Origin of the sequence: Streptococcus infantis (assembly GCF_964243025.1) — a bacterium.
GTDB classification, from domain to species: Bacteria; Bacillota; Bacilli; order Lactobacillales; family Streptococcaceae; genus Streptococcus; species Streptococcus infantis_N.
In genome coordinates, this window is sequence record NZ_CAXTDJ010000001.1 from 90,090 (window position 1) to 109,411 (window position 19,322).

The 19,322-nt window shown below is 30.8% G+C and carries 18 protein-coding genes and 5 pseudogenes; 20 read left to right on the forward strand and 3 right to left on the reverse strand.

Annotated features, from left to right (window positions below):
- The first annotated feature begins 38 nt into the window (after positions 1-38).
- The 5 genes from ACESNQ_RS00450 (at position 39) to ACESNQ_RS00470 (ending at position 1,897) form a co-directional block, all read left to right on the forward strand.
- A complete protein-coding gene (locus ACESNQ_RS00450) occupies positions 39-272 on the forward strand; it encodes a DUF5965 family protein (protein ID WP_000152419.1) in 234 nt (77 codons plus the stop codon).
- The gene (locus ACESNQ_RS00455) at positions 269-652 is read left to right on the forward strand and encodes a DUF5945 family protein (RefSeq protein WP_000159223.1); all 384 of its coding nucleotides are present in this window, start codon (positions 269-271) and stop codon (positions 650-652) included. Before ACESNQ_RS00450 ends, ACESNQ_RS00455 begins: the two co-directional genes overlap by 4 nt.
- A gap of 37 nt (positions 653-689) precedes the next feature.
- Entirely contained in the window at positions 690-965 is a 276-nt protein-coding gene (locus ACESNQ_RS00460; protein ID WP_000495441.1) for a hypothetical protein, read from the forward strand.
- 81 nt (positions 966-1,046) lie between these two features.
- Positions 1,047-1,679: a DUF3990 domain-containing protein gene (locus ACESNQ_RS00465; protein ID WP_000424175.1), complete on the forward strand. Its 633-nt coding sequence runs from the start codon at positions 1,047-1,049 to the stop codon at positions 1,677-1,679.
- The gene (locus ACESNQ_RS00470; protein ID WP_000301903.1) at positions 1,670-1,897 is read left to right on the forward strand and encodes a hypothetical protein; all 228 of its coding nucleotides are present in this window, start codon (positions 1,670-1,672) and stop codon (positions 1,895-1,897) included. Before ACESNQ_RS00465 ends, ACESNQ_RS00470 begins: the two co-directional genes overlap by 10 nt.
- Before the next feature lie 158 nt (positions 1,898-2,055).
- On the opposite strand, the pseudogene ACESNQ_RS00475 reads toward ACESNQ_RS00470, so the two are convergent.
- Positions 2,056-2,217, reverse strand: a pseudogene (locus tag ACESNQ_RS00475) (transposase); the annotation flags it as partial.
- Between ACESNQ_RS00475 and ACESNQ_RS00480 the strand changes: the two are divergent.
- A pseudogene (locus tag ACESNQ_RS00480) lies at positions 2,218-2,637 on the forward strand (zeta toxin family protein); the annotation flags it as partial. It lies immediately after the preceding pseudogene.
- A 354-nt stretch (positions 2,638-2,991) separates the two neighbouring features.
- Here ACESNQ_RS00480 and ACESNQ_RS00485 read toward each other — a convergent pair.
- The gene (locus tag ACESNQ_RS00485; protein WP_000384878.1) at positions 2,992-3,888 is read right to left on the reverse strand and encodes a tyrosine-type recombinase/integrase; all 897 of its coding nucleotides are present in this window, start codon (positions 3,886-3,888) and stop codon (positions 2,992-2,994) included.
- 93 nt (positions 3,889-3,981) lie between these two features.
- Between ACESNQ_RS00485 and ACESNQ_RS00490 the strand changes: the two genes are divergently transcribed.
- On the forward strand, positions 3,982-4,554 hold the full coding sequence (locus ACESNQ_RS00490) for a hypothetical protein (protein ID WP_002917268.1): 573 nt from the start codon (positions 3,982-3,984) through the stop codon (positions 4,552-4,554).
- Here ACESNQ_RS00490 and ACESNQ_RS00495 read toward each other — a convergent pair.
- Positions 4,551-5,801, reverse strand: coding sequence for a hypothetical protein (locus tag ACESNQ_RS00495; protein WP_000199791.1), 1,251 nt, complete (start codon positions 5,799-5,801; stop codon positions 4,551-4,553). The genes ACESNQ_RS00490 and ACESNQ_RS00495 overlap by 4 nt on opposite strands.
- A 361-nt stretch (positions 5,802-6,162) precedes the next feature.
- Between ACESNQ_RS00495 and ACESNQ_RS00500 the strand changes: the two are divergent.
- The 13 genes and pseudogenes from ACESNQ_RS00500 (at position 6,163) to ACESNQ_RS00560 (ending at position 19,311) form a co-directional block, all read left to right on the forward strand.
- A pseudogene (locus tag ACESNQ_RS00500) lies at positions 6,163-6,628 on the forward strand (helix-turn-helix domain-containing protein).
- A gap of 294 nt (positions 6,629-6,922) precedes the next feature.
- Complete coding sequence (locus tag ACESNQ_RS00505) at positions 6,923-7,201, forward strand: hypothetical protein (RefSeq protein WP_373074205.1); 279 nt, start codon at positions 6,923-6,925, stop codon at positions 7,199-7,201.
- A gap of 57 nt (positions 7,202-7,258) precedes the next feature.
- Complete coding sequence (locus ACESNQ_RS00510; RefSeq protein WP_002917265.1) at positions 7,259-8,425, forward strand: toll/interleukin-1 receptor domain-containing protein; 1,167 nt, start codon at positions 7,259-7,261, stop codon at positions 8,423-8,425.
- 1 nt (position 8,426) lies between these two features.
- Positions 8,427-9,836 carry an SIR2 family protein gene (locus tag ACESNQ_RS00515; RefSeq protein ID WP_023916203.1) on the forward strand — a complete coding sequence of 470 codons (1,410 nt, stop codon included), beginning with the start codon at positions 8,427-8,429 and terminating at the stop codon, positions 9,834-9,836.
- Positions 9,836-10,456, forward strand: coding sequence for a TIR domain-containing protein (locus tag ACESNQ_RS00520; protein ID WP_000201607.1), 621 nt, complete (start codon positions 9,836-9,838; stop codon positions 10,454-10,456). The genes ACESNQ_RS00515 and ACESNQ_RS00520 overlap by 1 nt, the downstream gene beginning before the upstream one ends.
- A 376-nt stretch (positions 10,457-10,832) precedes the next feature.
- Positions 10,833-11,189, forward strand: coding sequence for an SAG1252 family conjugative relaxosome accessory protein (locus ACESNQ_RS00525; RefSeq protein ID WP_000817622.1), 357 nt, complete (start codon positions 10,833-10,835; stop codon positions 11,187-11,189).
- A 4-nt stretch (positions 11,190-11,193) separates the two neighbouring features.
- Complete coding sequence (locus tag ACESNQ_RS00530) at positions 11,194-11,559, forward strand: MobC family plasmid mobilization relaxosome protein (protein ID WP_000401233.1); 366 nt, start codon at positions 11,194-11,196, stop codon at positions 11,557-11,559.
- Positions 11,546-13,369: an SAG1250 family conjugative relaxase gene (locus ACESNQ_RS00535; RefSeq protein ID WP_070586235.1), complete on the forward strand. Its 1,824-nt coding sequence runs from the start codon at positions 11,546-11,548 to the stop codon at positions 13,367-13,369. Before ACESNQ_RS00530 ends, ACESNQ_RS00535 begins: the two co-directional genes overlap by 14 nt.
- Positions 13,370-13,684: 315 nt before the next feature.
- Positions 13,685-14,158: pseudogene (locus ACESNQ_RS00540) on the forward strand (ATP-binding cassette domain-containing protein); the annotation flags it as partial.
- A gap of 261 nt (positions 14,159-14,419) precedes the next feature.
- A pseudogene (locus ACESNQ_RS00545) lies at positions 14,420-14,674 on the forward strand (transposase); the annotation flags it as partial.
- A gap of 111 nt (positions 14,675-14,785) precedes the next feature.
- Positions 14,786-15,496, forward strand: a complete 711-nt coding sequence (locus tag ACESNQ_RS00550) for a 4'-phosphopantetheinyl transferase family protein (protein ID WP_049498450.1) — start codon at positions 14,786-14,788, stop codon at positions 15,494-15,496.
- A gap of 27 nt (positions 15,497-15,523) precedes the next feature.
- Positions 15,524-16,228 (forward strand): thioesterase II family protein, encoded by a 705-nt coding sequence (locus ACESNQ_RS00555; protein ID WP_049498449.1) that lies wholly within the window; start codon positions 15,524-15,526, stop codon positions 16,226-16,228.
- Complete coding sequence (locus tag ACESNQ_RS00560) at positions 16,225-19,311, forward strand: amino acid adenylation domain-containing protein (protein WP_373074210.1); 3,087 nt, start codon at positions 16,225-16,227, stop codon at positions 19,309-19,311. Before ACESNQ_RS00555 ends, ACESNQ_RS00560 begins: the two co-directional genes overlap by 4 nt.
- The last annotated feature ends 11 nt before the right edge of the window (positions 19,312-19,322 follow it).

Below are 19,322 nucleotides of genomic sequence, written 5' to 3' on the forward strand. Positions count from 1 at the left end.
GTTGTTTTAGCTAATATTAGAATGAAGGAGGATCGTATATGACCATAATCGAGCGCTTAGAAGAAAAGGTCACTAGGCAAGAAAGCAAGGTAGCAAGAGAGACAGAAAAACTCGCTGCTTACAAAGAGCAACTGGAGACAGCGATGTTTGCGACGTTCAAAAGGCGTCAAAGCATCAGTCACATGAGTTTTGAAGAAGCTCTTGACCATGCCTTTGGTAAAGAAAGACAATTCGATGATTCTGAATTTAGAAAGGATGAAATGAGTGAATGACAAAAGATTGGAATTTTAATCAACCATTAGAAAGTAAATCAGAAAATCAAGGGGATTCAGATAAAATTGCGGCCTTATTTGGAAATCATCAAGGAGGTAATGATGTAAATTATGAAGCAGCTTTTCAAAAGCGAAAACAAGCGCCTGTGACGGAATCAAATTCTAGTTCTAAACCTAAAGTTACAGAGGTTAGAACAGGAAAAGAGACAGATATCACTACAAGTTATCAGCAACATCTTAAAAGACTTATTGCTGATAACAATAGCGATATTCAAAGCAGTCAAAAGAAAATTGAAGAGCTACATACGTTGATTGACACAAAGAATAAAGACAATAAGAAATTACAGTCCATTTATGATGCGATTTCGGAATTACACTAAGCAGTCCTGATAGGCTGCTTTTTTTGAGAGGTTATAGATGTTTACAACATTTTTTAAGAAAAATCACGACAATAGTGATGTATTTAAAAAGCTGATTCATAGACTATCTGATATGTCTGTCCAAGATCTTGAAAAAATAGACCGACTGTTAGATATCATTTTCACTCCAGATCAAGAATCAGAACAAGTAAAAACAGAATCAACTTATAGAGAAGAAACTTTGGACGACACATTAAAGGAAGCTAAGAATCAACTTCATAAGGAACAATTGGAGAAGAATTTAGAGAGATTTAGGAAAGACGGAAGGAAGTGAATAGTTTTATACAATTTTCTTTTACTTGAATAAAGTCTTGTGTTATACTTTTAGTATAGACTAGAGAAGGAAGTAAATATTTTGGAGTTGACTACCAAGCAGGAAAAGCAACTAGGTCAGACGCAGTGGTTTCATGCTACATTATTGAGACATTTAGAATCCTTAAAAAGTGGTATAGATGTTAAATTTAATTTAGGAAGTGAGCTAGATTTTGGTCCTGGTTTCTATATCACGCCTGACTTTGAACAAGCTAGAAAATTTATTAACAAGCAAGTTGAAGTATTAAATCGAAGCAGCTCTAATAATAATATTTTTGACTCAGAAGAAGAAGTAGGAATTATAGTAGAATTTCGTATTTCAAATTTTATAGAAATTTTTAAGAACCCTGACTATCATTGTCACTATTTTGCAAAACATAAAAAGTCAGAGTCAGATTTAGATTTTGCTGAATTTGTCGTTCAAAATCGGGAAAATCCAGATGAATTACAACACCATTTTGATTTTATCTATGGTGTTCAGACTGATGACAATCCAACCCAAGCTTTAGCTCGTTTTCGTCAGAATGAAATTACAAAAGAAGAAATGCTTGCTGAGTTTAGAAAACCATATTCTTTTAAACAATTATCCATCCACAACCAATCTTTTTGTGATATAATGAAAATAGAGAAGGTTTATCAATCAAAAACAGGAGAGGAGTTACAAAAATGGCAGTAGTATCATTGGAAAATAATATTAAACTATATAGTTCAGAATTATTTCAAGCACTATTAAAAGCCTCTAATTATAAATTGGATAAGCGTATTGCTCAGACTGTTGCAGAAGGCTATGCTCGTAATCTAGATTATTCTGATCCTGAACTGATGCATGTTGGTGTAACTTCGGTTGCTAACAATCTGCTTACAAAAATTAAACAAGAGTATTTTAATGTATAGTATTTTAAAAAGCCACCGAAAAAGGAATTACTCTTTAAGGTGGCTTTTTTAGAAGTAAAGTTTAGGCTAGAAAAACAAGAAGTAACGCACCAAAAATGGTGCATTTCTTTTTTCTAAATGTTATGGCTCTTTGTCAACTGCAGTGGGTTGAAGAAAAGCTAAGATCTTGAAAGGACACATTTCGTCCTTTCTTTTTTGATGTTCAGAGCGATAAAAATCCGTTTTTTGAAGTTTTCAAAGTTTCGAAAACCAAAGGCATTTCGTTTGATGAGTTTAATGAGATTATTAGTCGCTTCCAATTTGGCGTTAGAATAGGGTAGTTAAAGGGCGTTGATGTTCCAAAGGAAACAGCACAACTCTTGAAAAGTATGGGATATGAAGTACAATTAGCTTTGATTGCGACAAAGCCTAAGCTGTCCTATCTGAGCACCCTTATCCGTTATGAAGAACTGTACGCTATCAATCCAGATCAAGCACGCGCAACTCCAAAAGAACATCATGATTTCATTGTAAATCATCTAGTTGATAATACAAGACAATTGGAAAAACTAGCTATCTTTGAAAGAATTCAAATTTACCAACGAGATAGAAGTTGTGTATACGATTCAGAAGAAGACAAAACTTCAGCAGCAACCGTTCTACATGATTTACTATTTGGAGAATGGAATCAAGTTGAGAAAGAGATGCTTAAATCTGGAGAAGAAAGACTGAAAGATTTAACTAATCGAAATGGTAGTTAGAACACAAATTTTAAAATATAATCTACTTATAACTTTTGTTAGTTGTTTAAGGTGGGCGAAAATTTTTTAGAACCAAAAAAACGCATAGTCTCAGGTGTTGAAAAACTTGAAATTATGCGTTTTCTTCAAGAATTGAGATTTTGACCATCTCTTTTTATTATATTTAAGGATATTTGAAAGATGTATTTTAGAAAAACAATTATGGAGTTCTTAATACGGAATAAAGTATAAATGCTGATTCAAAGTGAAGTTTTATATGTTTTTTGCTTTTGTTGAGTATAAAATCTATTAACTACAGTCGAACTACAAAAATTAATTTAAGATGAAGTGAACTGTAGACTTTGGAGATGTCTCTTACTCGATTTCAGAATGAATTACTGATATGGGATTAAAAGAACTAAGTATTTCTTTTTGTTTTGAATGAGATACGTGAGTATAGATTTGTGTGATTGATATAGAACTATGTCCAAGAATTTGTTGAATATATCGAATATCTACATCACTATCTAGAAGCATTGTCGCAAAGCTATGTCTAAACATATGCGGTGTAATAGTTCTAGAAAAGTTATTTTGTTCAACGATTCTCTTTATTACTAAACGTACACTTTGCTCTGACAATGGTTTAAGTGAATGTTTCCCTGGGAACAAGAAATCATTGGATTCATTTCTTGTTTTATTTATATATGTTTCTAATAAATTGAAGGTTGTTTGATCTCCTAAAAATAGGATACGTTCTTTCTTACCCTTTCCTATAATCTGGAGTGTCTTATTGGAAAGATTAATGTCTTTGAGATGAATGTGGCAAAGTTCAGAAATTCTGATGCCTGTTGAAAGTAAAAGTGAAATAATTAGTAGATTTCTTTCAGCGTGTTGTTTTTGATAGTCAGTTTTAGATACAATTACTTTCTGTTCTAAATATATAAAAATGCTTTTCAGAATGTCATACGGAATCGTTTTAGGCAATACTTTTTCAGTTCTAAATTGAAAGCGCAATTGATTGAAGGGATTCTCTTCAATTATGTTCTGGTATTTTAGATAGTTATAAAACACCTTCATACAAGCAATTTTTCTTCTTAATGTATTCGTTTTTATGTTAGATTGTGTCAACTGTTCTATATAGGATTCGACATTATCATAGTCTGAGTTATAAAATTGCATAAGATCATTCTTATAAGCGCGAATCGTGTGTGAACTCAAACGCTTATGAGTTTTGCAAAAATCTAAGTAAGTAGAAATAAGTTTATAATCCATAAAAATCTCCTTTATCAATAATCATGCTATTATAAACCTATTTGAGTACTTTGTATAGTGATAATAAATAGTTATCGGTAGGGGATAGCGAATATGTCAAATAAAAAAATAAGAGTATTTTTAAGCAGACCTAATCCATTTACAGAGAATCAAAATTTATTTATTAAAGAATTGATTAAATTTTTAAGACGACACAATATTGAATGTGTAACATTACAAGCTGCTGAGTATACTCCTTACGAAGTCATGAATTCGTTGAGTGAGATGATACAAAGGAGTTACGGAATTATAATTGTTGCATTTGGTCAGACATTTATTTCTAGTGGAACCAGAAAAATGGGAGCTGAGGATAATCCAGACTTCTTTGCATCCAAAGAGACCCACTTAAAGAATAAGTGGGTTACAAGTGTTTATTGTCATATTGAAGGGATTTTAGCGCTAACTTATAATCTTCCAATGCTATCTATTCCTCAAGAAAATTTAACTGAAGAAGGGATTTTAAAGAAGGGAGAATATTCTATAACATCACCTGAATTCTCATTAGAAACAAAAGAAAATATATTAATGTACTTGCAATCAGAAGGGTTTCAAAAAAGTTTTCATGCATGGAAAAACCTTCTTGATGATAAGTATAACTTTATCAAAGGAGGGGAAATAAACTATTAATTACCATTTACAATTGCAGTTTTAATCCTCTGGAGATCCTCACTTAACATAATACTACCTTCATTAATTGTTTTTTTCTGTCGTTCAGTTAAACCCTCAATATCATTAATAGGTTTTGAAAGAAGGCCTGAAATCAGCATTAGATCCTCTTGATTGGAAAGAAACCAAATGTCGTCATATTCACTAGATTTACGATGTATTTTTTCTAAAGATCCTAAAATAGTTTTTGCTGTATAAACAGATGTATAGTAGAACTCCTTTAAAACTTCAACATCTTTCTCAACTAAGGCTATTTTTAACAGGTTAGCACAGTAATTCCTTGCACAATAAATATTTCTATCTTCAAAATTCATGCCTAACCTATAGTAATTAATTGCAGACATTAAGTCACTCCTATTCTTTGTAATATAAAATATACGTAAGAAAATAGCTCCATAAATACCTAATAACTTATGATATGTTGTGGTGTTTATATCTATATATTTACTAATATTTTGCTGTGCCATTTTTAAATTTGCTAGCGAAGATTCATTTTTCTTATAGGATGATAGTAAATAGCCTGCCAAAATTTCTTCATCAATAAATCCACTTTCTAAAATTTGCTGAAATATTTCTTCTGCCTCAGGATACTTTTCTGAATTCTTGAGTTCCGTGGCTTGATCATAAAGTTCAGCTATTGACTTGTCTAATGCTTCTTCACTTTGAATTTCAGTTTTATCGATTAAATCGTTAATTATTACACGGTATAGAGCAGATTCAAAGGCTGGACTATCAGTAAATGTCTCATCTGACTTTATAGCGGAATCAATATATTCAGAAAGCAGTTTTTTCACCTTGTTAACTTCATCCACTTCGTTTAACTTATCAGAATCATATCTGATTTGAGGTAAGTGTGCAATATCAAAAAAGCTAATCTTAGCTGTGTGATGATCACACAGTATAATGGTTGATTTGGGTTTCATAGCATGACGTAGACCTAACTCATAGATAGCATTTTGGTTTAAAGTAGTAATATCTGCAATTACAATATCTGCTTTTAATATACCTTCGATAAATGTTTTCGTTATACTCTGTGTACTGAAAACTTCATCAGCTCTAAAGTGGTTTTTACCATGAACAGAAACTAATTCTTTTTCTAAAATTGTTGGCTTAATTAAATTATTATAGACTTGATTCAAATCCACTTCTATATTTGTATTAGGAATTTTTTTAGTATTAAACCCCATAACTACAAAACAACTGGTCATTTCTCAACTTTCCTCCCGATAACTATTTATTATCACTAGTATATCATAAATTCATCTTCAGTAGCTTGAATTGTATAATGAATTTTTACTTATCATTCAATATCAAACTATGATATTGATCAGCTATAGCTTAAAACACTGTTTTGAAATTATATCTAATACTTTTGATTCAATTACAAACTTACAACAACGAGATATTTATCTAGTCTGAAGAAAATAAGTACAAATTTATTAGAAAAGCAACATTTTATAGAATTATCACTGAAAATTCTAATTTTAGAATTATACGTTCTATTGATTTAGAATCTGTTTTTTAATTTCTAAATGTTATAATAGTATTATCGAGTAAAAGAAGCATGCCATGATTGGAAACAATATAAAATTCATACGAAAGGCACATGACCTGACATGTTCAGAATTTGCACGAATTATAAGCATTTCACCCAATAGCCTTAACCGTGATGAGAAGGGAACAAGTATAATTTCAAAAGAATTAATAGACACAATCTGCCAAAAATTCAATGTATCGTGTGTGAATATTGTTGGGAAAGAAAAAATATTAAATCTAGTGGGAAGATAATAAACTGACTTTAAAAATGGAGATTGTTAAGAAACGTTGAACAAATCTCCTAACTCATCACTATTGTTATCAAGATAGCCAGAACCTCGTCTTTAATGATGAGAGCATTCACTGGATTGTAATGAGTGGCGCCTTATCTGATATGGTGAATACCAACATTTATCTAGTGAGTACTTTTGAAGAGCTTGAGCGTTACAGGTGCTACTTGGATGGTATTGAGTACATACTAAAAACATCAGAAATGTGAATGGTAGTTTAATGAGTTTATATGATTCTAGTGAGAATGAGTTTGCCTGTGCCTTAGGTCGAAATGTTTGCACACTGACGAAAGGAAAGTGAATGAGCCAAAATCCAATAGCTATCTTTCTCCATGGAAAAAGCGAACTAGAAAGACAATTATCCATTGTATCAAGCTCAAAGAGTTTCTGTTTGATGAGTGGAGTAAGGTAAGAAGTAAATGTTGAGACTGGGGAAAACAAATTGAGAAAATTTTAATTAGTCATGCTTTATGTTATATCAATATCAAGATGGGAGGAACACTATGAAATTAAGAGATATATTAGACAAAGAATTTGAAGAGATTGTTACAGAGTTTCAAAATAGAGGAATAATATTTGAAGGTCAATTTAAAATAATGACTTCAATATTTTGTAAGAAATATTCAATGGGGTTCTGTAAATTACTGAAAGAAGAAACAGGATTAAACGTGTGGTATGGTTATCAGGTACCTTATTTTTTCTATTACGATAGTGAAAGGTACGATAATAAAACGGCTTCTCTTGTTGCAGAAGAGTACCAAATTAAAAAAGGGAATTTGTAATAATTTCCGTAGAGGAGTTATAAAACAGTAAATATTTATTATGAGGTTGCAGATTAAATGGGCAAAGTAATGAGACAATATAATGAATTTTATATAAAATTGCAAAAAGAGTTTAAACTGGCTCATAATATGACCATAGAAGCTATGCCAGCAAAATTTTCCAACAAAGATTATGTTAAAAAATTTATTTATATGTTTCCTGATAAAATTTCTAGACTTATAATAGAAAGAAACTATTGGTATGGTAAACGTATTATTAAAAAAAATTTAGTTAAAATTCAGAGTAAAAGGATGTCTTTAGAAACTAATGATTTTATTCTTGAAACATCTAAATATATAAGAAGACAAGTAAGAAAAAATATTTTGAGTATTGAAGAAAGAAAAACTCAGGCAGATGAAATTCGAAAAAAATCTTTAGCAAAATTAAAGCTGCAAACTATAAAAAGAAAAAAATCATTAGATTATATCCAAGAAATAAATCCCTCTTATCTGGAACATTATCGCAAAAGATTTTTTAAAACACATGATTTACATGAAAGATTAGAAATCATTAGAGAACTTTCGAAGTATGATTCAAAGGAAGTTCATAATTTTTTCTATGCAATAAATGGTCATGTAAGAAATCAATCGCTAAAAAAAGAAGTTCAGTCGTACTTTCAAAGTTTATCTCTACCGTTTAGATTGAGTAGAAAAAAGAAAGGAAAAACAAATTTTATTGATAATGAAATAGTAACAAATAGGAAAGGACCAGAAGAGTTGAAGAAGAGGTTATACATTGATGATCTAGAAAAGATAAAAAAATTTGATATCTTTCTTTCACATAACTCTCAAGATGAAGAAAAAATAATAACCTTTTATAAAAAACTAAACAAAAATGGCCAAGTCGTATATATTGACTGGGTTAATGATAAATACGATCTGAAACGAGAATGGTGTAATACTTCAACAGTCGATATTATCAAAGAGCGTATAAAACAATCGGATGTATTTGTTTTGTACTTTTCAAGTAAGACACTTAATTCTCAGTGGTGTGCTTGGGAATTGGGATATGCAGATGGAATTGGAAAGAAAATATGTATCTATTTTTCAGAAAAAATAGATAGAACAATTATTCCCAAATTTTATTCTATTTATCCAGAGCTACATCTTTCTGAAAACATTACAATTGAAGTTGATAAACAATCATCTATTATATTTAATGATTGGAAAAATAGGAGTAGTTAATATGGAAAAAGAGCTATTTATTAAAAAATATACTGAAGTTATTCAAGAAGGGAATGCTGCAGTATTTGCTGGTGCGGGGACATCAGTTGATGCCGGTTTTGTTAATTGGAAAGAATTGGTAAGACCATTCTCAGAAGAAATAAATTTGGACATTGATAAAGAAACAGATTTAATTGGAGTGGCGCAATACTATATCAATTCTAAAATGGGAAATCGTGGTACTGTGAATCAAAAAATAATTAATCAGTTTTCTAGTTCAGATGCAGAAACGGATGTTATGAATATATTAACACGTCTTCCCATTTCTACATATTGGACAACAAATTATGATGAGGTCATAGAAAATGGATTGGAAAAAAATAATCGCAGGGGGGATATAAAAAGAAAAGTAGATGATTTGGCTATTAATATTTATGATAGTGATGCTATCGTATATAAAATGCACGGTGATATAAGATCTCCCCAAGATGCAGTTATTTCAAAAGATGATTATGAAAGATATGGTGAGAAAAATTCGTTATTTGTTACAGCCTTGCGTGGGGACTTAGTCTCAAAAACGTTCCTATTTGTAGGGTTCAGTTTTGAAGATCCAAACCTAGAGTCTATTTTAGGAAAGGTGAATGTTTTATTAGGAGATAACAAAAGAGAACATTATTGTATTCAGAGAACTGTATTAAGAAAAGATTATAAAACGAAAAAAGAGTATGACTATGCAAAAATAAAGCAAGGTTTAAAAATAATAGACTTAAAACGATATGGTATTGAGACTGTTTTGGTAAATGATTATACTGAGATTCCCCAATTATTACTAGAAATTGAAAGAGAATATTTTAAAAATACAATCTTCATTTCAGGTAGTATATCAGATTATAATGAGAATTGGAGTGAAGAAAAGGTAAATCAATACTGCTATGATTTATCTAGTTTTCTTATTTCAAAAGATTATAAAATAATATCAGGGTTTGGACTGGGGATAGGAAGCAGTGTTATTAATGGTGCGCTGGATCAAATTTATAAAACTAAATATAGACATGTGGCTGAACACCTTGGTTTGTTTCCTTTTCCACAAAATGCTAATGGAGAGAAATCGTTAAAAGAATGTTGGACCGAGAATCGTGAACAAATGATTAGTGAGTCAGGGGTGTGTATATTTTTATTTGGTAACAAGCTAGTTGATGGTAAGGTAGAACTTGCTTCAGGCATGATGGAGGAATTTCAAATAGCTAAAGAAAAAGGAAAGATAATCATTCCGATTGCCTCTACTGGATTTGCTGCAAAAGAAATTTATGATGAGATGAAACAATCAGGAGAATATAGTTATTTAGATAATTACTGGGAAACTTTGGAGACTGAAAAGGATTTCACTAAAGTTTTTTCCACGATTGATAAAATTGTCAATGAGGTACGATAATGGCAACCAAAATATTTATTTCGTTCCGTTTTAGTGATGGAAAAGAGATTAAAGACGAACTAGTTGATTTATTTGATGAATCTACTGAGGTAATTAATAGATCAGAAGATGTTGATAGAGGTCAAATGAGTGAGAACATTATTAAGGAATATCTATATGAGAAGTTAAAAGATACATCGGTTACAATTGTATTATTAACTCCAGAGGCTGTTTCTTATAGAAAGAATTGGATTGGAAATTATGATGATTGGCTTTATGATGAACTAAGGTATTCTTTAGAGGATAGAAAAAATAACAGAACAAATGGTGTGATAGCTGTTTATACTGATGAAGCTAAAGATAAGGTACTAGATGATAGTACTCATTATTGTCAACATTGTCAGCAGACTAAGTCGTGTAGGTCTTTGAAATATTTTGATAATTTAGCTAGAAAGAACATGCTAAATATTAAGTCGGTTTATAAGAAAAATCCATGTAATGATCTTTATGATGATGAGCACGATTCTTATATTTCTTTAGTGAGTTTGAACGATTTCAAAGAAGATTATAGTCGATATATTCAGAATGCAAAAGACAAAAGAGAACGATTAGATGAGTTCAATATAGCTAAGAGGATGTAATAAACACTCCTTGTAGATAATTCTGCTATTGAGATAAGTTCAACTTTTTAAGAGTCGAAAGGCTCTTTTTTTTCATCCTCTCATTCTCCTGTGATAACTTTTCCAAATTCCCTCTGATATACTTTTTTCAATTTTAAAAAATCCAACTAAGATTTTCTATGGGGGTTTGGGGGCGAAGTCACCAAGTTTTCTTATCGTTGGCTGTCAAAACTAGAAGGTTTTGATAGGCTGGCGATATGATTTTTGGGATATTGTGGACACAATATCTGAGCTCGCAAAGCCTTACAAGAATGAAAATCAGTTGGTGTAAAAGTGTACGGACATTGTACGGTAGCAGACATTGTCAGTACAGGTATTTTGGAAAGGAAGTAGCAGTATGAAACGAGACGTGCGTGATATTCGGAAACAATTTCGCCTAACAGATGAAGAGGAAAAGCAAATTTTAGCTTTGATGAGAGAGCAGGGAGATACTAATTTTTCAGATTTTCTCCGTAAAAGTTTACTCTCCTCTGATTTACAAAAACAGATAGAGATATGGTTCACCCTTTGGCAATCTCAAAAACTAGAACAAATCAGCCGTGATGTTCATGAGATTTTAATTTCGATCCAGTCAGAACGTCAAGTCACCCAGGAACATGTATCTATTCTCTTAACCTGCGTACAGGAATTGATTAAAGAAGTTGGCAACTCCATTCCTCTCAGTCAAGACTTCCAAGACAAATATATGAGGTAGACACATGGAACATCGTTACCGAATCAATCTCAAGAAAGTGTTTTTGTCTGATATTGAGTTGAACCAACTAAATAGAAATATCGACCAAAGTAGCTGCCAATCTTTTTCTGAATATGCGAGACGCACCCTACTTGACCCTGGAATGAATTTCATCACCATTGATACAAATGGCTACCAAGACTTAGTGTTTGAGTTGAAGAGGATTGGCAATAACATCAATCAGATTGCTCGAAGTGTGAACCAATCTCAGTTGATTTCTAGCGAAGAATTGCAAGAGTTGAAAAAGGGAATCGCTGAATTGATAAAAGAAGTTGAGAAAGAATTTACAATACAAGCTCAAAAGCTGAGGGAGTTCCATGGTCATCACTAAGCATTTTGCCATTCATGGAAAGAGTTATCGCAGAAAGCTCATCAAGTATATTCTCAATCCTGATAAAACAAAAAATCTTACCTTAGTGTCGGATTATGATATGAGGAATTTTCTGGACTTTCCTAGCTATGAGGAAATGGTGCAGATGTATCATGAAAATTTTATCAACAATGACACGCTTTACGATTTTCGACACGATAGGCTGGAGGAGAAACAACGACAAATCCATGCTCACCATATTATTCAGTCCTTTTCGCCAGAGGACAATCTCACTCCTGAACAAATCAATCAGATTGGTTATGAGACCATGAAAGAATTGACTAGTGGAAAGTTTCGCTTTATCGTTGCGACCCACGTTGATAAAGACCATCTGCATAATCACATCATTATAAACTCGGTTGACAGCAATTCTGACAAAAAACTTAAGTGGGATTATAAAGTGGAGCGAAATCTTCGAATGATTTCAGATAGATTTTCTAAAATTGCAGGGGCGAAAATTATAGAGAATCGCTATTCTCACCAGCAGTATGAAGTTTATCGCAAGACCAATCACAAGTATGAACTCAAGCAGCGACTCTATTTTTTGATGGAACATTCTAGAGACTTTGAGGATTTCAAAAAGAATGCTCCACTACTACATGTAGAAATGGATTTTAGCCACAAGCATGCGACCTTTTTTATGACGGACTCATCCATGAAACAGGTGGTGCGTGGCAATAAACTCAATCGCAAGCAACCTTATACAGAAGAATTTTTTAAGAATTACTTTGCCAAAAGGGAAATGGAAGAACTCATGGAATTTCTCTTATCAAAGGCTGAGAATATAGATGACTTGATTGAAACTGCGAAACTTTTTGATCTAACTATCATTCCCAAACAAAAGCATGTGTATTTCCAGTTGGCAGGAGTGGAGGTGAAAGAGACAGAACTAGACCAGAAAAATCTTTATGGTGTAGAATTTTTCCAAGATTATTTTGAGAGTAGAAAAGATTGGCAAAATCCAGAAATTGAGGATTTGGTTCAATTTTATCAAGAAGAAAAATTTTCCAAAGAAAAAGAACTCCCAAGAGATGAGAAGTTCTGGGAATCCTATCAAGAGTTCAAGAGCAACAGAGATGCCGTTCATGAGTTTGAGGTAGAGTTGTCACTCAATCAAATTGAAAAAGTAGTAGATGATGGTATTTACATCAAGGTCAAGTTTGGTATTCGTCAGGAGGGGCTTATCTTTGTGCCGAATATGCAGCTCGATATTGAAGAGGAGAAGGTGAAAGTTTTTATTAGAGAAACTAGCTCCTACTATGTCTATCATAAAGACGATCCTGAGAAGAATCGCTACATGAAAGGTCGAACCTTGATTAGACAGTTCAGCTCTGAAAATCAAACGATTCCATTCCGCAGAAAAACGACAGTCGATATGATTAAAGAGAAGATTGAGGAAGTGTATACTTTACTTGAGCTGGATATGGATAAGCACTCTTATATTACAATTAAAGATGATTTAATTCATGAATTGGCAGCTTCAGAATTGAGAATCAATGCTTTGCAAGAACGAGTGACAACCTTAAATCAAGTAGCAGAATATTTACTGGCTTCAGTTGAAAATAAGCAAAAAATGAAATTGAATCTTTCAAAATTGAATATAACTGATAAAATTGGCATTGATGTTGTTGAGAAGGAATTGAATGAGTTAGGTATCCAGATAGAATTAGAGAGCAATAGATATGAAAATATCGTATTTAAAGTGAATAAGTTTATCAATCGTTTGAGTAAGAAAATTTCAAAAGAAGAAGGGATATGTTTTCAAAAATAGGAACCCAGACAACCATTATATAAAATGTGTATCTTTTATAAAACATATTTGGAATTATGATAATTTTTATTGCATCAGTCGTAGATTTAGTTATCACATACGATACAAAAAAATCATCATTTTGAGCAAATATCTCCTTATATTTATTCACTTATTTCCTTACTAGTTTTTTTATTGATTTGTTGGATAAATTCAACTGCTCAATGGTTTTATCTTATCGTTTACTCTTATTTATCATTTTTCTTTTCAATCTCTTTGCCAAGATGAACCTGACTTCAACTATCAAACTGGAGCAGGTGGAGAAATAAATCTGGAAAGACTACATTATTAAAAAGTATAGTAAATCAAGAAATAGATGGATATTTTTCAAAAGGTTTAAAAATTGGGTATTTTAGTCAAGAATTAAATACACTAGACCAAGATAAAACACTCTTTGATAATATATATGAAACAAGTAGTCATAATAAACAATTAATTATAAACTTTCTTGCAATGCTAGATTTAAAATTTGATAAAATATTTGTTCCGTTTGGCAAGCTCTCTGGGGGTGAGCAAGTTAAAGGCCAACTTGCATCAGTCCTTCTGAGCGATTCAAATTTTCTTATTTTAGATGAACCAACAAACTTTCTTGATATTACCTCACTTAATGCACTAGAAAAATTCTTATTAAGTTATCCAGGTTCGATACTATTGGTTTGTCATGACACATATTTTCAAGAAAGATTACATTTTAAAAAGTTATGCATTCTAAATAATAACTTGCTTCTAGAGGATTACTTTGAAGATTGATTTAGTAAACTAAATAGGTGAACCATTTTATTTTTTTGATAGCTAATCAATATCCATGATGTAAAAAGCAGCGTAAAATCGTTGCTTTTTTTCTTTGTACGACTTATCCCGTGAGGTCTCATGGGAGTAAATAAGACGTAGTAACAACTAATCATAAGAAGTACCCTCGCCTATTGTTGTTATCAACTTATTCTTCGTTGAATAACAATGGCTGGGGCAGGCTCTCAGCCGAAACCATAGTAGTGATGAAATTTCTGTAATGGAAAGGAATTCTCTTGTTACCCTTTGATAGAAGATCTTGGTATTGATTTTTACTTTGAGGATACCTATGCTTCTTGGCAAAGGGGAAATAACGAAACCTCCAATGGTTTACTCAGAGAATATTCCCCTAAGAAGGCTGATTTAACAAGCTTTAGTGATGAAGACTTGTTCTCAGCACTGTTTCATATCAACCATCTACCACGCAAATGTTTAGGTTACAGAACACCCTTCGAGGTACTTTCAAATAAGTGGTAAAAATGTTGCACTTATTCTTGCAATTTATCTTTTTAAAAAATAGGGGTAATCAGAGAAACATGGGTGCTTCATACTAGAAAAAGCTTGCAAAGATTGAAAAAAAGATGTAAAATGTTTGAAAATAAAAATCAACATTTAGATGATAGGGAGATTATGAGGTTTATGATACCATTGGATGCTAGTGTATTTATTTTAGGTGTAGTTAAAAATATTGACTATAATACCAAAAATGTAGAAAAAGCTTTATATTCACTTCCATATGATAGACAGAAAGAAGCGCTGAAATATGCTTATAATGATTGCATTAATTCGATTATAGGTTATAGACTTCTAGAGCATATTATAAAAAATAGTCTGAATATTAAGAAAATTCCAGAATTTTCTTATACACATTATGGAAAACCGTACTTTAAAATAAAACAGGGATTGAGAAAGTTATATTTTAATATTTCCCATACGAATGGATGTGTGGTTGTTGCTGTATCAAATTCAAAAGTTGGTATTGATGTAGAGACTGTTAAAAATATGGACCTATCTATAAAAGATATGTTTTTAAGTACAGAAGAAATGGAAAAAGTATGTTCAGAAAGTTGTAATGCTAAAAGTGAAGCAACAAGAATTTGGACATTGAAGGAGTCTTATTTGAAGATGAAAGGAACTGGTTTAATTGATGATTTATTTAACGTTAATACATCTAAGTTAAATTTAAATTCTATAAGTGTCAATATTCAGGAATATTGGATTTCAGCTAATATTTTAAGTGGAAATCCTAGCTGTCAATTATTTATTTACGAAGATAAAGAGTTTGAAAAATTGCTTTAATTTACAAAGAAAAATGAGGAGGCTTATGTGATTAAGTTAGTTATGATACCTTATGCGGGAGGAAATTCGTGGGGATATGCTGATATTTCTAAGCGACTGAAAAATAATAATATTGATTGTATTCTTTATGATTATCCTGGGCATGGTAAACGAGTTACTGAAGAATTAATGGATAACATTGATAAAGTGAGAGAAGATTGTGTAAATTACATACAATCAAATATTAGTGACAATGATACTTTATTTATTTTTGGACATAGTTTAGGTGCATTAATTACATATGAAGTTGTTAAAGATTTTAATAAATCAAAAAATAGAGTACAAGGAATGATAGTTTCTGGAATGTACCCACCTGATATGAAAGAAAGTAGGGGATCCTCAAAATACTATTCTAACAAGAACTTTATTGAGAATATAATGAAACTAGGAGGAATTCCTCTAGAAATTTTAAATAATCCAGAAGCTGTGGAATTTTTTGGGGAAATTATTAAAAATGACTATCAAATATTTGATAGTATTAGAGCAAGTTCTGAATTAATAAACATTCCTATTCTTGCTTTTAGTGGCAATGAAGATAAGAATTTTTCTGAAGAAAAAGTAAGTTTCTGGGAAAAGCTTACGAATTCAAATTTTAAAATTCATAATTTTCAGGGAAATCATTTTTTTATTTTTGACAATGTTAAACCAATTGTTGATAGCATAACAGAATTTATAGAGGAGACTTTAAAATGAAAAGAGCAAATAGTATTATTGAAATTTTTAAAAAGCAAGTTATGGAATCTCCAAACAATGTAGGATTAGTTACGGATTTTTCTAATTATAGTTATGATGAGATTGATAAAAATTCTGATAAAGTAGCTGATGAACTTTTACGAAATAATGTAGTAAAAGGCGATTTTATTTCTGTTATTATGCATAGATCAGAAAAAATGTTATTTGCGATTTTAGGAATTCTTAAAGTAGGTGCTGTGTATGTTCCAATTTCACGAGAATTTCCAGAAGAAAGAACAGATTATATATTAAAAGATACAGATTCTAAAATAGTAATTGTAGATGGAGACATTAATTTAAACAATACAATTTTTACGCTAGTTGCTAATGATGATTTTTTTAAAAGAGAATTAAATTCAAAAGTTAGTATTCCTCTTATAAACGGTGATGATCCTCTTTACTGTATATATACTTCAGGTACTACTGGTGTACCTAAGGGAGTTGTGAATACGAATTTAGGCTGTATAAACAGGATTTCATGGATGCAAGAAGAATATCCAATTAATAATAATGATAGGATACTTCAAAAGACAAATTATATTTTTGATGTGTCAGTATGGGAACTTTTCTGGTGGTTCTTTACTGGTGCATCATGTGTATTATTAGAAGATGGCGAACAAGGAAATCCTGAAAAAATTTATCGAAAAATTATTGAGGAAAAAATTACAGTTACCCATTTTGTACCAACTATGTTATCAGAATATTTGAATTATTTGGAAGATAATAGTATTGAAGATTCATCTAATTTAAAATGGATTTTTTCAAGTGGTGAACCATTGCTTCCAGAATATTCCTCTAGATTTTACAAATTAAGTAAGGGAACCTTAGTAAATCTGTATGGACCAACTGAAGCTAGTATAGACGTTACTCACTATAAAGTATCTGGTGAAGAATCTCAAATACCAATTGGCGTACCGATTAAAAATATGCAAGTAGTAATAGCTGATCCCAAAACTTTAAAGATTTGTGATGAAGGTAAAAAGGGAGAAATATTTATTTTAGGAGTAGGTTTAGCTAAAGGTTATTTGAATAACCCAGCCAAAAATGCTGAAGCCTTTTTAAATAACCCGTTCGGAACAGGGAGAGCTTATAGAACAGGGGATTTTGGATATGTTAAAAATGGATTAATATATTATGTAGGAAGAAAGGATGATCAAATAAAGATTAATGGTTATAGAGTTGATTTAAATGAAATCCTATTTCATTTAAAAAAATTCGACAGTATTGATGATGTTAGAATTATTTATACTAAAGAAGTGGTAAACACATTAAAAGTATATTTTATTTCAAAAGAAAAAATAGAAGAAGAATCTATAAGAAATTATTTGCAAACAAAGCTCCCTAAGTATATGGTGCCCCATGAGTACTATCAGTTAGATAAGTTTCCTATAACATTAAATGGAAAACTTGATAAGAAGAAATTGCTTGAGTTATCGAATAGTAAATTAAAATATTTACAAAATTACACTGATAAACTAGATGAAAAGCAAAAGGCTATTTATAATTCTTTAGCGTTGTCTCTAGGGAAACAAGATATTGATTTGAATAAAAATTATATTTCTTTAGGTGGTGACTCTATGAAGGCAATACGTGCTGTATCAATTTTACGAAAAAATGGATTTAACTGTACAATAAAACAAATATTGACAAGTAATAAAATTATTGACCTTTGTCAAAATATTGTTGAAGATACTTCAGAATTTGAAGATGATATTACACCATATGGTAGTGTCATTGATACTCCTATTATAAAATTATTTAAAAAATATCAAATGCAACATCCAGGACATTTTAATCAGATTCGGTCAAAAACTGAAGAAAATTTAAATGTTGGTCAAATCAAAAAGGTACTATTTAATTTAGCAAGAATTCATCCTGAGCTAACAGCAATCTTTTTAAAGAATGGCACTCTAACTATTGAAAATAGCCCTTTCTCAAATTTAGAAATTATAGATCGTAGGTCAGATCAAGAGTTGGATTGGAAGAAAGAGCTAGATAAACTGTTAACTGATGGAAAGTTAGAATTTCATAGCAATGAACAATTATTTAAAGTAGTCGTATTTGAAATGTCTAATAAATGTTTACTTCTATTTATTGCACATCATTTAATTATTGATGAAATTTCTTGGAAAAATATTTTTGATGATTTTGATCAATTAGGAAAAAATATTTTGATTAATTCTGATTATGAAGATCATAAAACTGTTGGGACTTCTTTTAGATCTTGGAGTTACTTTTTAGAATCATATAAAAAAGATTTTGTAAATTCTTCAGAATTTAAGTATTGGAAAGATTTAAATGAGGAATTTTTTGAATTGAATAAAAATTTGAACCAACTTACTATCACCGAAGTAGCCGAACCTGTTGTAAATATAACACAAAAAATTTCTTCAATCTCTTCATTGAAGAAAATAATCGATGGTAGCCAATATACTATTTTAGATCTGATTTTACTCCTTTTAAAGAAAGCTTTACAAAAAATTAAAAACATTGAAAAAGTTCCATTATTAGTTGAGAGTCATGGAAGACATGATTTTTCAGGGAAATTAAGGATAGAAAACACCGTTGGTTGGTTTACTAGCTTTTACCCTTTAATATTAACTAAAGAAAGTACCACAGAAGAGGGGTTATTTAAAATACATCAGCAAATTAAATCAATACCGAACGATGGAATCGGTTATGGGCTTTCATTTGACAACTTGAATTTTATCATGCCACATTTTCTATTTAATTTTTTTGGAGAAATAACAGAAGACAATAATATTCAATATGTAAAAGATTTCTTCAAATATGAAAAAAATGAAATTAACTTTATTAATATGCATCCAATGAAAATTGATGTAATGATTTTAAATGGAGATGTTACCATTTCTATTGAAGCTCAACAAAGATTTTATTCACAAAAAGTTTTAAAGAAAATTGTCGATGAAATTATTTCTGAAACACTAAAATTAGAAAATACTGAAGTTAATGAAGTGAAAATTGAAGTTGATGAAGGTATTGATTTTGATGATTTTTCTAATATTCTAGATAAATTTAATTAAAAGCTGTAGGG